Annotated in this window: 12 protein-coding genes; 6 read left to right on the top strand and 6 right to left on the bottom strand. The window is 68.6% G+C overall.

The genetic code is table 11. The features are described from left to right. The 3 genes from AC1DB8_RS06740 to AC1DB8_RS06750 are packed head-to-tail and all read right to left on the bottom strand — an operon-like array spanning nt 1 to nt 3,629. Nucleotides 1-915, bottom strand: a complete 915-nt coding sequence (locus tag AC1DB8_RS06740) for a MaoC family dehydratase (protein WP_476892552.1) — start codon at nt 913-915, stop codon at nt 1-3. After that, nucleotides 912-2,252, bottom strand: a complete 1,341-nt coding sequence (locus AC1DB8_RS06745; protein WP_476892553.1) for a 3-oxoacyl-ACP reductase — start codon at nt 2,250-2,252, stop codon at nt 912-914. Before AC1DB8_RS06745 ends, AC1DB8_RS06740 begins: the two co-directional genes overlap by 4 nt. A gap of 9 nt (nt 2,253-2,261) precedes the next feature. Beyond that, nucleotides 2,262-3,629 (bottom strand): acetyl-CoA C-acetyltransferase, encoded by a 1,368-nt coding sequence (locus AC1DB8_RS06750; RefSeq protein ID WP_476892554.1) that lies wholly within the window; start codon nt 3,627-3,629, stop codon nt 2,262-2,264. A 62-nt stretch (nt 3,630-3,691) separates the two neighbouring features. Here AC1DB8_RS06750 and AC1DB8_RS06755 point away from each other — a divergent pair, with 62 nt between their 5' ends. Next, complete coding sequence (locus AC1DB8_RS06755) at nt 3,692-4,432, top strand: TetR family transcriptional regulator (RefSeq protein ID WP_476892555.1); 741 nt, start codon at nt 3,692-3,694, stop codon at nt 4,430-4,432. A gap of 97 nt (nt 4,433-4,529) precedes the next feature. After that, complete coding sequence (locus AC1DB8_RS06760; RefSeq protein WP_441418729.1) at nt 4,530-6,689, top strand: acyl-CoA dehydrogenase family protein; 2,160 nt, start codon at nt 4,530-4,532, stop codon at nt 6,687-6,689. 99 nt (nt 6,690-6,788) lie between these two features. Here AC1DB8_RS06760 and glgA read toward each other — a convergent pair whose 3' ends face one another. Further along, the gene (glgA, locus tag AC1DB8_RS06765) at nt 6,789-7,988 is read right to left on the bottom strand and encodes a glycogen synthase (protein ID WP_349627356.1); all 1,200 of its coding nucleotides are present in this window, start codon (nt 7,986-7,988) and stop codon (nt 6,789-6,791) included. A 102-nt stretch (nt 7,989-8,090) separates the two neighbouring features. Here glgA and glgC point away from each other — a divergent pair, with 102 nt between their 5' ends. From glgC to AC1DB8_RS06780, 3 genes are all read left to right on the top strand, one after another. Next, nucleotides 8,091-9,509 carry a glucose-1-phosphate adenylyltransferase gene (glgC, locus tag AC1DB8_RS06770; RefSeq protein WP_476892556.1) on the top strand — a complete coding sequence of 473 codons (1,419 nt, stop codon included), beginning with the start codon at nt 8,091-8,093 and terminating at the stop codon, nt 9,507-9,509. Nucleotides 9,510-9,608: 99 nt separating this feature from the next. After that, nucleotides 9,609-11,102, top strand: a complete 1,494-nt coding sequence (locus AC1DB8_RS06775; protein ID WP_476892557.1) for an SDR family NAD(P)-dependent oxidoreductase — start codon at nt 9,609-9,611, stop codon at nt 11,100-11,102. 123 nt (nt 11,103-11,225) lie between these two features. After that, on the top strand, nt 11,226-11,693 hold the full coding sequence (locus AC1DB8_RS06780) for a pyridoxamine 5'-phosphate oxidase family protein (protein WP_441418726.1): 468 nt from the start codon (nt 11,226-11,228) through the stop codon (nt 11,691-11,693). Between the two features lie 43 nt (nt 11,694-11,736). Here AC1DB8_RS06780 and AC1DB8_RS06785 read toward each other — a convergent pair whose 3' ends face one another. Next, nucleotides 11,737-12,180, bottom strand: coding sequence for a universal stress protein (locus AC1DB8_RS06785; protein WP_476892558.1), 444 nt, complete (start codon nt 12,178-12,180; stop codon nt 11,737-11,739). Between the two features lie 363 nt (nt 12,181-12,543). On the opposite strand from AC1DB8_RS06785, the gene AC1DB8_RS06790 reads away from it, so the two are divergent. After that, a complete protein-coding gene (locus tag AC1DB8_RS06790) occupies nt 12,544-13,278 on the top strand; it encodes a response regulator (protein ID WP_441418724.1) in 735 nt (244 codons plus the stop codon). A 46-nt stretch (nt 13,279-13,324) separates the two neighbouring features. Here the strand turns inward: AC1DB8_RS06790 and AC1DB8_RS06795 are convergent, their stop codons facing one another. After that, nucleotides 13,325-15,022 carry a GAF domain-containing sensor histidine kinase gene (locus tag AC1DB8_RS06795; RefSeq protein WP_441418723.1) on the bottom strand — a complete coding sequence of 566 codons (1,698 nt, stop codon included), beginning with the start codon at nt 15,020-15,022 and terminating at the stop codon, nt 13,325-13,327. Nucleotides 15,023-15,127: the final 105 nt, after the last annotated feature.

The following is a 15,127-nucleotide window of genomic DNA, read 5'->3' on the forward strand; positions in this document are numbered from 1 at the left end:
CTATTTCAGCGACGCCACCGACCCGCTGAAGTGCTTGCGCCCCGAATGCGGGCTCCAGGCGACGTAGTCGGAGCGCAACCACGCGCCGTCGTCGCCCTGCACCGTGCTGATGTCTAGCGCGACCCGGGCCGGCAGGAACACCGGCGCCTCGAACGCCACGTCCCAGCTGAAGGCGTCGCCCTTGGCCGCGCCGACGTCGGCCAGCGCCCTGGAGGCAAGGTACATGCCGTGGGCGATGGAACGCCGCATGCCGAGGGCCTTGGCGCTGAGCACGCTGAGGTGGATCGGGTTGAAGTCACCGGAAACGGAGGCGTACGCCCGCCCGGTGTCCACGCCGAGCTGCCAGAGCGCCGTCGGGTTCGGGGCCCTGAAGCCATCGGGCGCGGCGGCCGCGGACGGCTTGTCGATGCCCGGGAGGAACACGCCCTTCGCGAGGTAGGTGGACACGCCGCGCCAACGGACGAAGTCCTCTCCGGCCCCGCGCACTTCAGCCACAAGGTCCAGCTGGGTGCCGGCCCGGTGGCCGCGCAGGTTTTCCGCCCAGGCCCGGATGTCCAGGGCTTCGGAGAACAGCACCGGAGCGCTCTGGACCACCTTGTTGGTGAGGTGGATCATCCCCAACAACGGCAACGGAAAGTCGTCCCGGTTCATCACGGACATGGACAGCGGGAACGCCAGGGCATGGATGAACCCGGCCGGCAGCACGTCGCTGGCGGTCTCCCCGATCAGGTGCTGGTAGGCCGTCAGGTTGGCGACCCCGGCCGTCACGCCGCGCACCTCATGGCTGCAGCCGGGCAGTTCCGTGCCCGCGTGCGTTCCCAGCACCCGCCGGCGCGCAGCGGTGGCGGCAGCGTTGACGTACAGCTTGGACAGCGACGGCATCTCGCCCAGGAGGACGGGCTGAGTACCACTCATGCGCCCACCAGGTTCTGCCCGCAGACACGCAGCACTTCGCCGGAAATGCCGCCGGCGGCGTCGCTGGCGAGGAAGGCGATCGCCTCCGCCACGTCCCCGGGCTGGCCGCCCTGCTGCAGCGAATTGAGCCGGCGGGCCACCTCGCGGGTGGCGAACGGGATCCGGGCCGTCATTTCGGTTTCGATGAAACCGGGAGCGACGGCGTTGATGGAGCCGCCGTGTGCTGCGAGCAGCGGCGCCGTGGCACGGACCATACCCATCACGCCGCCCTTGGACGCTGCGTAGTTGGTCTGCCCCCGGTTGCCGGCGATGCCGCTGGTGGAGGCGACGGAGACGATCCGCGGCGAGTTCCGGAAGTGCTCGGAGGCCAGCAGCGCCTCGTTGATCCTCAGCTGCGCGGCGATGTTCACGGCAATCACCGAGCTCCAGCGGCCCTGGTCCATGTTGGCGAGCAGCTTGTCCCGGGTGATGCCGGCGTTGTGGATCAGGATGTCCAGGCCGCCGTGGCGCTCCACGGCGTGGTCGATGATGCGCTGCCCCGCGTCTTCCCGGCTGATGTCCAGCTGCAGGGCGGTACCGTGCACCTCGTTGGCGACCTTCGCCAGGTGGTCCCCGGCGGCCGGGATGTCGACGACGACGACCGTGGCGCCGTCGCGGTACAGCGTGCGGGCGATGGCCGCGCCGATCCCGCGGGCGGCTCCGGTCACGACCGCGACCTTCCCTGCCAGCGGCTTCTCGGCGTCGACAGGCAACTGGCCGGCCTCGGAGGAGACTGTCAGGAACTGGCCGTCCACGAAAGCGGAGCGGCCGGAGAGGAAGAACCGGAGGGCCCCGAGGGCGCTGGGGCTCGTGGTCCGTGCGCCGTCGGCGAGCAGGATGCCGTTGCCGGTGGCGCCGGCGCGCAGTTCCTTCGCGAGCGAGCGCAGCAGGCCGTCCACGCCCTGCCGGGCCGCCGCCGTGGCCGGGTCCGTGGTCCCGGCGGCGGCGCGGGAAACGGTCACCACGCGCGCGTTCGCGGCGAGGTCCCGGAGCGAGGCCGCGGCGCTGAGCACGGGCTTTTCAAGGTCCTCGGGCCGCGCGGCCTCGTCCAGCACCAGGATGATCGCGCCGAGTTTTTCGCGCGGCACGGCGTGGCGGCGGACGTCCAGGTTCCAGGACAACAGCGTAGCGGCGAGTTCATCCGCCCCGCTGCCGGCTCCCTGGACCAGGACGGGTCCCTGCACCAGCGGCTGGCCCGGCCGGTGGCGGCGGAGCACCACGGGCTGCGGCAGCCCGAGCTTCTTGGCAATGTCCTTGCCCAGGCCCCGGCTCACGAATTGGGTGTATTTGTCAGTCATCCGGTCCCCCTAGTGTGCTTCGAGAATAGCGACGACGCCCTGGCCGCCGGCGGCGCAGATGGAGATGAGCCCGCGCGCCGGGCGGCCGCCGACCTGTCCCTTGTCATGCAGCATCTTCGCCAGCGAGGCGACGATGCGGCCGCCGGTCGCGGCGAACGGGTGCCCGGCGGCGAGCGAGGAACCGTTGACGTTGAGCTTGGCGCGGTCGACGCTGCCCAGGGCGCCGTCGAGGCCGAGCCGGGTGCGGCAGAATTCCTCGTCCTCCCATGCGGCGAGGGTGCTCAGCACAGTGCCGGCGAAGGCCTCGTGGATTTCGAAGAAGTCGATGTCCTCGAAGCCCAGGCCGTGGCGGGCCAGCAGCCGCGGGACAGCGAACGCGGGAGCCATCAGCAGGCCGTCCTTGCCGTGGACGAAGTCGACGGCGGCCGCCTCGCCGTCGAGTACCGTGGCCAGCTTGGGCAGGTCGTGCGCGTCGGCCCATTCCTCCGAGGCGAGCAGCACGGTGGAGGCGCCGTCGGTGAGCGGGGTGGAGTTGCCGGCTGTCATCGTTGCTTCGGCTCCCAGGTTCTTGCCGAAGACCGGCTTGAGGCCCGCGAGCTTTTCGAGCGTGGTGTCGGGCCGCAGGTTGGAGTCCTTGCTGAGCCCGCGGTACGGGGTCAGGAGTTCATCGAAGAAGCCGGCGTCGTAAGCGGCGGCCAGGTTGCGGTGGCTGTTGTAGGCCAGCTCGTCCTGGGCTTCGCGGGTGATCTTCCACTGCGCCGTGGTGAGCGCCTGGTGCTCGCCCATGGACAGCCCGGTCCGGGGCTCCCCGGTGTTCGGGGCATCCGGGGCCAGGTCCTTCGGCCGGAGCCGGCTCAGCACCTGCAGCCGCTGCGGCAGGGTCTTGGCGCGGTTCAGGTCGAGCAGGATTTCACGCAGGCCCTCGCTCACGGCGATGGGGGCGTCAGAGGCGGAGTCGACGCCGCCGGCAATGGCGGAGTCGATCTGTCCCAGCTTGATCTTATTGGCGAGACCCAGGACGGTTTCGAGGCCGGTGGCGCACGCCTGCTGCAGGTCGTACGCGGGAGTTTCGGCTGAGAGCGCGGAACCGAGCACCGCTTCGCGGGTGAGGTTGAAGTCGCGGGAGTGCTTGAGCACGGCGCCGGCGGCAACCTCGCCGATCCGCTCGTCCTGCAGGCCGAAACGTGCGATCAGTCCGTCCAGCGCGGCGGTCAGCATGTCCTGGTTGGAGGACTTGGTGTAGGCGCCGCCGGTGCGGGCGAACGGGATGCGGTTGCCGCCGACCACAACGGCTTTGCGGAGTTGCGGCGCTGCGGCTGATCCTGCGCCCGGCGTAGTGTCCTTCGGTCCGGTCGCGGATGTTCCGTTTTCAGGCATGTGCTCTCTCCTTCGATCAAAGCGGATTACTGATACCCAGCGTACCTGATACGCTGGGTATCGTGAACATCCTGCAGGCGGAACCCCCCGGACCGGTCAGTGCCGGCATCAGTGCTGCGCGCAGCAACCCCGGCGACGCCTCGGGGAGCCCAGTCGATGGCCGGGCCTCCCGCTGGCAATCCCACCGGGAGGAACGGCGCCGGGAGCTGATCAAGTCCGCACGGAAGGCGGTCCACGCCCTGGGCAGCGAAGCCTCGATGGAGGACATCGCTGCAGCGGCCGGAACGTCCAAATCCGTCTTCTACCGCTACTTCGGAGACAAGGCCGGCCTCCAGCAGGCCGTGGGCGAAGTGGTCCTGAGCCAGATGCAGCGGCGCATCCAGGAGGCCGCGCAGAGCGCCCAGACCCCGCGCGAAGGGCTCTACGCCATGGTGTCCGCCTACTTGCAGATGGCCGAGACCAGCCCGAACGTCTACACCTTCGTCACCCGCTACGCGCCCGGCGAGGCGGAGAGCCACAACGGCTCGATCGCCGCGGCCGGGGCGCTCGGCCACTTCTTCGCATCGATCAGCGAGATGATCGCGTTGCCCATGCGGAGCCAACTGCGTGCCGTCACCGGTAAGGAAGCCGTGATCGGCTACTGGCCCAACGCCGCGATCGGGCTGGTCCGGAACGCCGGGGAGCAGTGGCTGGCCAGCCCGGACTCCCCCGCCAAACCCGGCCAGGAAGCGATGGCCCGCCAGATCACCGACTGGCTCTGCTTCGGCATCGCACCCGAACTCCAAGATCCGCCGGCCCCGTAGCCGCGTACCAGCTCCGACACGACCAACTGCCAGAGCACCAAAGACCAAAACCACCAACGACCAGAACCGCAATGTCAGTGCCAACGAAGGAATCGACATGACTGAACTAGCCGACCGCCCCGCGGGCCACCCCACCTCCCCGGCCCCCGCGCCCCGGACCTCGCCCGCCGCAGCTTCCGCTGCCGGTGCCCCCGCCGTCGACGTCGCCGCCCTCGGCGAACAGCTGCTGGGCAAGTGGGCCGCGGTCCGCCGGCAGGCCCGGGACCTGGCCGGCCGCCCGGAACTGCACAAGACCGAGGGGCTCACCCACACCGAACACCGCCAGCGGGTCTTCGGCCAGCTCAAGATCCTGGTGGAGAACGGCGCCGTGCACCGGGCCTTCCCTGCGGAGGTAGGCGGTGCGGACGAACACGGCGGCAATGTCGCCGGCTTCCAGGAACTCGTCATTGCCGACCCCTCGCTGCAGATCAAGGCCGGCGTGCAGTGGGGCCTCTTCGGCTCCGCGGTGAACCACCTCGGCACCGAGGAACACCACCAGAAGTGGCTGCCGGGCATCATGAGCCTGGACATCCCCGGCTGCTTCGCCATGACCGAGACCGGCCACGGCTCGGACGTCGCCAGTATCGCCACCACCGCCACCTACGACGCCGCCACCGGCGAGTTCGTGGTGCACACGCCCTTCCGCGCGGCCTGGAAGGACTACATCGGCAACGCCGCCATCGACGGCCTGGCCGCCGTCGTCTTCGCGCAGCTGATCACCAACGGCGTCAACCACGGCGTGCACGCGTTCTACATGGACCTACGTGACCCGGAGACCAAGGAGTTCCTGCCCGGCATCGGCGGCGAGGACGACGGCGTCAAGGGCGGCCTGAACGGCATCGACAACGGCCGGCTGCACTTCACCCAGGTCAGGATCCCCCGGACGAACCTGCTCAACCGCTACGGGAACGTCGACGCCGACGGCACCTACACCTCGCCGATCGCCAGCCCGGGCCGCCGCTTCTTCACGATGCTCGGCACCCTGGTCCAGGGCCGCGTGTCCCTCGACGGCGCCGCCGTGACCGCGTCCAAGCTGGCCCTCAAGACCGCCATCCAGTACGCCTCCGAACGGCGCCAGTTCAACGCCTCCTCCGCCACAGACGAGGAGGTCCTGCTGGACTACCAGCGGCACCAGCGACGGCTGTTCACCCGGCTCGCCACCACCTATGCCGCCAGCTTCGCCAGCGAACAGCTGCTGCAGAAGTTCGACGACGTGTTCTCCGGCCGGAACGACACCGACGAGGACCGCCAGGACCTCGAGACCCTGGCCGCCGCGCTCAAGCCGCTCAGCACCTGGCACGCCCTCGACACCCTGCAGGAGTGCCGCGAAGCCTGCGGCGGCGCCGGCTTCCTGATCGAGAACCGGTTCGCTTCGCTGCGCGCCGACCTCGATGTCTACGCCACCTTCGAGGGCGACAACACCGTGCTGCTGCAGCTGGTCGCGAAGCGCCTGCTGGCGGACTACGCCAAGGAATTCCGCAACGTGGACTTCGGCGTGCTGGCGCGCTACGTCGTCGGGCAGGCCACCGGCGCCGCCATCCACCGGACCGGCCTGCGCGGCGTCGCCCAGTTCATGGCGGACTCCGGCTCGGTGCAGAAGGCCGCCAGTGCGATCAAGGACGAGGCAGGCCAGCGGGCCCTGTTGACCGAGCGCGTCCAGGCCATGGTGGCCGAGGTTGGATCGGCGCTCAAGGGCGCGAACAAGCTGCCGCAGCAGCAGGCCGCCGCGCTGTTCAACAGCCACCAGAACGAGCTCATCGAGGCGGCCCAGGCGCACGCCGAACTGCTGCAGTGGGAGGCCTTCACCGAGGCGCTGGGCAAGGTCGCCGACCCCGGCACGAAGGCGGTCCTGACCTGGCTGCGCGACCTCTTCGGACTGTCCCTGATCGAGAAGAACCTGTCCTGGTATCTGATGAACGGCCGTCTCTCGATGCAGCGCGCCCGCACCGTGGGCGAGTACATCAACCGGCTGCTCGTGAAGATCCGCCCGCATGCCCTGGACCTGGTGGACGCTTTCGGTTTCGGCCCGGAGCACCTCCGCGCAGCTATCGCCACCGGGGCGGAGAAGACCCGCCAGGACGAGGCCCGGGAGTTCTTCCGCCAGCAGCGTGCCAGCGGCCACGCCCCGGTTGACGAGAAGATCCTGCTGGCCCGCACGGCGCGCGAGGCGAAGGCCAAATCCGGGAAGGCCGCTTCCGGCAAGGCGCGGCGCGGCTAGGCAACAGCGCCGCTAAGAAAGCAACCGAGCTTAAAAAAGGCACGGCACGACGACGGCGCCGCCCCCTTATCCGGGGGGCGCCGTCGTCGTGCTGCGTCGCTACTGCGGAAGAACCGAGCGGTAGACCTCAAGGGTGGTTTCGGTGATGGATTCCCAGGAGAAGTGCTCCTCGGCCCGGCGGCGGCCGGCCTGGCCCATCGCGCGGGCGCGCGCCGGGTCGGAGACCACCTCGGTCAGGGCCGCGGCAAACTCCGTAACGAACTTCTCCGGATCGAGCGGGGTGCCGGTGCCGTCGGTGACCTGCTCAAGCTGCACCAAGAGTCCCGTCTCGCCGTGCTGCACAACTTCCGGGATGCCGCCCGTGGCGCTGGCCACCACCGCGGCGCCGCAGGCCATCGCCTCCAGGTTCACGATCCCGAGCGGTTCGTAGATGGACGGGCAGGCGAACGCGGTGGCGTGGCTGAGGACCTGGATCAGCTCGCGGCGCGGAAGCATCCGCTCCACGAGGATCACGCCGCTGCGCTGGCCCTGCAGTTCCTCGATCAGGCGGGCAGTCTCCGCGGCGAGTTCCGGCGTGTCCGCGGCGCCGAGGCACAGCACCAGCTGGACGTCGGCGGGAAGCTTCGCAGCGGCCCGGAGCAGGTACGGGACGCCCTTCTGGCGGGTGTTGCGCCCCACGAAGACGACGCTCGGCCGCTCCGGGTCGATGCCCAGGGCGCGGACCACGTCCTCGTCTTCGTCGCGGTTCCAGAGGCTGACGTCGATGCCGTTGTGGACCACTCGGACCTTCGCCGGGTCCACCTCCGGGTAGCTGCGCAGAATGTCCTGACGCATCCCTTCGGACACGGCGATGATCGCCGCGGCGGACTCGTAGGCGGTCTTCTCCACCCAGGATGACAGGGCATAGCCGCCGCCGAGCTGTTCGGCTTTCCAGGGCCGCAGCGGTTCCAGGCTGTGGGCGCTGAGCACGTGCGGGATGCCGTGCAGCAGCGAGGCGATGTGCCCGGCCATGTTGGCGTACCAGGTGTGCGAATGCACGAGGTCCGCGCCGGCGATGTCCGGGACGATCCTCAGGTCCACGCCGAGGGTCTGCACCGCGGCGTTGGCGCCGGCCAGGTCCTCCGGCACGGCATAGGACGTTACGGTGGCCCCGTGGTAGTCCGGAGTGCGCGGGGCACCGAAGGCCCGCACCTGCAGATCCACCCTCTGGGCCAGCACACGGCTGAGTTCGGCCACGTGGACGCCGGCGCCCCCATAGATTTCGGGCGGGAATTCCTTGGTCACAATGTCTATTCGCACAAACCCCAAGGTAGTCCTTCCGGCTGATCTGTTCTAGTGTGAAGAGGTCCGGGCACACCGGACGGTTTTTGGGGAGCAACGAAGGCGTTCAGGAGCGATCACATGCCGCAGCAAAAGAAAGTCTTGGCCATTGTCCTCGCAGGTGGCGAGGGAAATAGGCTGATGCCGTTGACGGCCGACCGGGCCAAGCCGGCCGTTCCCTTCGCCGGAAGTTACCGGCTCATTGATTTCGCCCTTTCCAACCTGGTGAATTCCCGGTATTTGCAGATTGTCGTCCTGACGCAATACAAATCCCACAGCCTTGACCGGCATATTTCCGAAACGTGGCGCATGTCCACCCAGCTCGGCAACTACATCGCCTCCGTACCCGCCCAGCAGCGCGTCGGCAAGAGCTGGTTCCTGGGCAGCGCCAACGCCATCTACCAGTCCCTCAACTTGATCCACGACGCCAACCCCGACATCGTCGTCGTGGTCGGCGCGGACCACGTGTACCGCATGGATTTCGCGCAGATGGTCGAGCAGCACGTCGCCAGCGGCGCGAAGGCGACGGTGGCGGCCGTACGGCAGCCGCTGCACATGGCCGACCAGTTCGGCGTGATCGAGGTTGACCAGCAGAACCCGGAGAAGATCGCGGCCTTCGTGGAGAAGCCGTCCTCCACGCCCGGGCTCGCCGCGGACCCCACGCAGTTCCTGGCATCCATGGGCAACTACGTTTTCAACGCCGACGCCCTCGTCGAGGCGCTGCACGTCGACGCCGAGCGGCTCGACACCAAGCACGACATGGGCGGGGACATCATTCCCTACTTCGTCGACCAGGGCGAGGCCGGGGTGTACGACTTCACCCTCAACGACATCCCCGGCTCCACCGAGCGTGACCGCACCTACTGGCGCGACGTCGGCACCATCGATTCGTTCTACGACGCCCACATGGACCTGATCTCCCCCGTGCCGGTGTTCAACCTGTACAACTCGGAATGGCCGATCTACACGCGCCAGAGCATCTCGCCGCCGGCCAAGTTCGTCCGCGGCGAGGGCGGCACCGTGGGCACGGCGCTGGACTCGATCGTGGCCAGCGGCGTCGTTATCTCCGGCGGCATCGTGGAAGGCTCGGTACTCTCCAACGACGTCTACGTCGGCACGGCCAGCCGGGTCCTTGACTCGGTGCTGATGGACAAGGTCCAGGTCGGGGCGGGCGCAGTGGTCAAGCGTGCCATCGTCGATAAGAACGTCCGGATCCCGGCCGGTGCCGCGATCGGCCTGGATCCCGAACTGGACCGGGCGCGCGGGTTCAAGGTCACCGACTCCGGCATCACGGTCCTGTCCAAGGGCCAGGAAGTTCCCGAGCCCGGCGACGCCGAACGTTCCCTCTCCGCGGCCAACCTGTACCTCGTGCCGGATGCCGTGAAAACCGCCACCGAGAACTGGCCGGCCGGCCGCGAGTCCGTGGAAAAGGTCGGCGAGGTGCACGCCGCCGCCGTCGGCGTCGAGCCTCCCGGGAAGTCCTCCACCAAGGCGTACTAAGCCGCGGGCCTGAGCCGGGCCGCCGGTCGGCGGCCCGGGTTCCGGGCCGCCAATCTGCGGCGTCGGGTCGGGGCCGTTGCAGGCTGTAAAATTAGCCCAATGAGCTCTCCCGATCTGCCCCCCGTGCCGGCCAGCGATTCACCGGCCCCGGCTGAGTTGACCCCCGCGGAAATCGCCGCCTGCCTCAAGGTGCTGAACAGCATCCACGTTTACGACGAGGAACACCCGGACTACGTTTCGATCCGCCGCGCGACCGGGAAGATGTTCAAAGCGGTCAAGCGGCACCGCCGGAGCACGAAGCGGGACCTCATCGCCGAGGCGGACCGTGCCGTCATCGCCCAGACCGCGACCGCCGCACCGGACCGGATCGATGACGAGACCCGCGGCAACAAGCTGGCGACCTCGGCCACCGGCGAGGTCGCGGGCCACCTGATCAGGTCCCGGCCCTGCTACATCTGCAAGCAGCACTACACGCAGGTGGATGCGTTCTACCACCAGCTCTGTCCCGAGTGCGCCCTCTTCAGCCACAGCAAGCGCGATGCCCGGACGGACCTGAGCGGCCGGCGTGCGCTGCTGACCGGAGGACGGGCCAAGATCGGCATGTACATTGCCCTCCGGCTGCTCCGCGACGGCGCCCACACCACCATCACCACGCGCTTCCCGAAGGACGCCGCCCGGCGCTTCGCCGCTATGGAGGACAGCGCCGACTGGCTGCACCGGTTGCGGATCGTCGGCATCGACCTGCGTGACCCCTCGCAGGTGATGGCCCTGACGGACTCCCTCGACGCCGCGGGCCCGCTGGACATCATCATCAACAACGCCGCCCAGACGGTCCGGCGCTCGGGCAACGCATACAAGCCGCTGGTCGACGCCGAGGACGAAGCCCTGCCCGCGGAGCTGCAGGCAGCCAACGGCGGCCCCGAGCTGGTCACCTTCGGCCACGCCCACGACAAGCACCCGCTGGCCCTGGCCAGCTCGGTCCTGGACCATCCCGTGCTGGCCGGCGACGCCATCACCTCGCTGGCGCTGTCCACCGGCTCCGCCTCGCTCGAGCGGATCGCCTCCGGCACCGCGATCGACGCCGGCGGCCTGGTTCCGGACCTCGCCAGCATCAACAGCTGGACCCAGGTGGTGGACGAGGTGGATCCGCTGGAGATGCTTGAAGTGCAGCTCTGCAACGTCACCGCGCCGTTCCTGCTGGTAAGCCGGCTGCGCGGGGCAATGAGGCGCTCCACCGCACGGCGCAAGTACATCGTGAACGTCAGCGCCATGGAGGGCCAGTTCTCACGCGCCTACAAGGGACCCGGGCACCCGCACACCAACATGGCCAAGGCCGCGTTGAACATGATGACGCGGACCAGCGCCAAGGAAATGCTCGACTCCGACGGAATCCTGATGACCGCCGTCGATACCGGCTGGATCACCGACGAGCGGCCGCACTACACGAAGGTCCGGCTGATGGAGGAAGGCTTCCATGCGCCGCTGGACCTCGTCGACGGCGCCGCGCGGGTCTACGACCCGATCGTCATGGGCGAGTCCGGCGAGGACCAGTACGGCGTTTTCCTGAAGGACTACAAGCCCAGCCCCTGGTAGGACCGGGGCCGCCGGGTCCGGTGTGCCGTGGACAAGCGGGCCGTAGTCAAGCGGGCCGTCCGTCCCGGCGCCACGGGCCTTATGGCCCTGATGGGCTGCCCGGCCTGTCCGTAACGTGGAGCTGTGAATACGACGACGCCTCCGCCCAATTTCCAGCTGTCCATCGACCAGTGCTGGGTGCTGCTCGACAGCGAAGTTGTCGGGCGGATTGCCCTGATCGTCGACGGCCACCCGGAGGTATTTCCGGTGAACTTCGTCCTGCAGCGCCGCTCGATCGTGTTCCGCACGGCCGGTGGCACCAAGTTGTGGGGCGCCATCACGGCCAAACCGGTTGCCTTTGAGATCGACGGCTACGACTCGCACGAGCAGACAGCCTGGAGCGTCGTCGCCCGCGGCGAAGCCGAACTGATCGAAGACCAGGCGGACAAGGACGCGGTGGACGATTTGCTCCTGGAGCCCTGGCAGCCCGGTGAAAAGAACTACTATGTGCGGCTGGCGCCCAAGGCCCTCACCGGACGCCGGTTCAAGGTCAACAACCCGGATGTGTGGCACACCCGTCTGGCGGACCCGCGGCGGGCCTCTTTCGAATAGACCCGGACAGACGCGGCCGCCCCGGGCCCCCTGTCAGCCCCGGCTAACGCTTTTCCGGTGTGTGCACCACCAGTACGGGGCAGTGCGCGTGCGCCACGAGGGCGGAGCTCACCGAGCCGAGCAGCAGGCCGCCGAAGCCGCCGTGCCCGCGCCGGCCCAGCACCAGCAGGTCCGCGCCGCGGCTCTCATCGAGGAGCACTTTGCGCGGGTGCCCCTGCACCAGCCGCTTTTCCACATTGGCGGGGGTGGCTTCGCCGAAGGCCTTCACCACGGTCTCCTGCAGGATTTCACCCGCCCGCACGTCGAAATCGTTGATTCCCATGGCGACGTAACCGTCGTAGACCGGCGGAACGTCCCAGCAGGCCAGTGCCACGATGTTGGCCGACAGCGGGACCGCCAGCCGTTGCGCCTGCCGCAGGGCCTCCACCGAAGCGTCCGATCCGTCGACTCCGACCACGATGGTCCGGATGCCCGTAGCCTCGCTCATGACTGGTCCCTTCGTGGTGCCCCCATGGCACGTAGCTCCAAGGATTCCGGCGTCCGGGTCCGCAGGCTAGGGCCGAAAGTCACGCCGGCGGGCACAGCCGGCCCGGCGTCGTGGGCCGAACGGCCCTTGTCCGGGGCAACGCGCCGGCCGCAGACTTTCAGTGCGCGGCGAAGAAATATTCCCGCTTCGCGACCATTGGGGGCGACTAAAGCCCACAATGGAAGGTACGACTTCACCGCAATTCAGGGATCAGCAAGCAGGGTCCCGCACAAGTTGGACGGGCGCGCTCCGCCACGGACCTGCAACGCGAGCTGGGGAGCTCCGTGGGACCGGTGGCAGCGACAGCGCCCGGACGGGAGAAACATGATTGCCTGGGCAGATGCCGGTCTCACTGCAACCGAGGGCCACCCGGCCGTGATCCGCGTGTTCATCCTCGACGACCACGAGCTGGTCCGCCGGGGCCTCCAGGAACTCCTGGAGGGCGAGGGTTTCCTGGTGGTCGGCAGTTCGGGATCAGCTGTGGAGGCGACGCGGCGGATTCCGGCGCTGCACCCGGACGTTTGCGTTCTGGATGCCCGGCTGCCCGACGGGACCGGGATCGAGGTCTGCCGCGACGTTCGTTCCGTCGACCCCTCGCTCAACTGCATCATCCTCACAAGCTTCGACGACGAACAGGCCCTTCGCGGCGCCGTCCTCGCCGGAGCCTCAGGCTACGTCCTGAAGGAGATCGGCGGAACCGACCTGATCGGTGCCCTGCGCCGCGCCGCCTCGGGCGAGTCCCTCTTCGAGGACGGCGTGGCCGCCGGGATCGTTGAAAGCCTGGTGGAAACCGAAGAAGTTGATCCCCGGACCGCTTCCCTCACGCCGCAGGAACGCAGGGTGCTGGAGTTGGTCGGCGGCGGGCTCACGAACCGCCAGATCGCGGCAGAGATGTTCCTGGCCGAAAAGACCGTCAAGAACTACGTCTCATCCCTGCTGGCCAAACTGGGCTTCGAGCGCCGTACCCAGGCGGCGGTGTTCATCGCCAGCCCGGCCGGCGCGGGAACGCCCGCCAACGGCACCGAGGCCGATGCCGGCCGGCGACACAGCATCCACTGAGGGCGCCTGCCCGACAGGCCCGCCGGGCCGAAGCCGGGCACGCCGGCTAGAGCGGGACGGACCATTCGACGCTGGTTCCGGCGTCCGGCGCCGTCGTGATGGTGCACTGGCCGTCGAGCATCCGCGCCCGATCCTCCAGATTGGCCAGGCCGTTGCGCTCCTGGCTGTCATTGAAGCCGGAACCGTTGTCCGTGATGACCACCGTGACCTGGCCCTTGATGACGGCTACCGACACCGAGATAGCGTCCGCACCGGAATGCCGGATGGCGTTGCTCAGCCCTTCGGAAACCACAGCCACGACGTTGTCCGCCTTGTCCGGCGTGACGGCGTCCACCGGGCCGGTCAGCGTCAGCCGGGGCGTGAAGGGCATGGACTTGGCGGAGCTTCGGGTCACCCGACGGATCCTTCCGCTGAGCAGTTCCGTTTCGCCGCTGCTGCTCTTGAGCGAGTAAATCGTGTCGCGCAGGCTGCGGATCGCTTCGTCCAGTTCGCCGGTGATATTGCGGATCCGCTCGGTTGCGAGTTCGTCCTTGGTGAACCGCGTCAGGCTCTGCACGCTCAGGCCGGCCGCGAAGAGCCGCTGGATCACGAGATCGTGCAGGTCCCGGGCGATCCGGTCCCGGTCCGTAAACACCAGCAGTTCCTCGCGGAGCCGGTGCACGCGGGCGAGTTCGAGGGCGAGTGCCACGTGCGAGCCGAAAACAGCGCCCATCTCGACGTCGGTACGGGCGTAGCGCAGCGACTCCGGGTTGCGGGCCAGCAGCAGGAGGCCGTGGTGGGCGCCCTGCGTGCTGAGGGCCACCGCGAGCAGCGGACCCAGGCCTCCACCGTCGACCCCGTTAAAAACCCCGCCGGCGTGGTCAAGCATGACCGGCTCGCCGCCGGAGAGCACGTCCTGCAGCTCGGGCGAGTCGAGGCAGAGCGACGTGCCGGAGAAGTCCTTGGCCCGCTCCCCCGCGGCGCCCGCCACGATGAACCCTGGCCCGGACACGGCGGGAGCCACAATCAGCGCCAGCGCCGAATCCGACTCCTGCAGCGCCCGCGCCGCGATCGGGTCGAGGCCGCCCGCGGAGTAGTCCCGGTCGCTGGCGAGCATCAGCCCGGACACATCCATGCACGCTTCCAGCCAGCGGGCACGTCGCCGGGAGTCGTCGTAGAGTTTGGCGTTCTCGATCGCGACGCCCGCTGCGGCGGCCAGCGCCACCGCAAGCGCCTCATCCTCCGCGGTGAAGTCCCCGCCGCCTTCCTTCTCCGTCAGGTAGAGATTGCCGAACACGGTGTCCCGGACCCGGACCGGCACGCCGAGGAAGGACTGCATGGGCGGGTGGTGCTTCGGGAATCCGTAAGCCTCCGGATGTTTGCGCAGGTCCTGCAGCCGTAACGGCCGGGGATCGCTTATCAGTAGGCCCAGCACCCCGTGCCCGGTCGGCAAAGGTCCGATCTGCTGGGCGAGCTCGCCGTCGATTCCAACGGTGATGAAGTGGCTCAGGGCGTGGTCATCGCCGATCACGCCCAGGGCGCCGTAGCGGGCGTGCAGGAGGCGGCAGGAGGACTGCACCACGCGTTCCAAGACGGCGTCCAGGCTGAGATCCTCGGCCACGGCGACGACGGCTTCGAGCAGGCCCGCCATGCGCTCCTGGGACTGGAGCAGCTCTCCGGCGCGGGACACGAAGTCCTTGAGCAGGTCCTCGATCCGGGGGTTGCCGGAATTCACGATCTCCGGGCTGTTATTAGGTGAATGCATCTACATTGGCCCCAATCCTCACGACGTACATCCGCGCCGATGACGTGTTGCCAGAATACCCTGATACCTTCCGATCGGACCCTAAACGCTCGGGGATTATTACGC

The sequence above is a fragment of the Arthrobacter sp. 10N410 genome, from assembly GCF_056394945.1.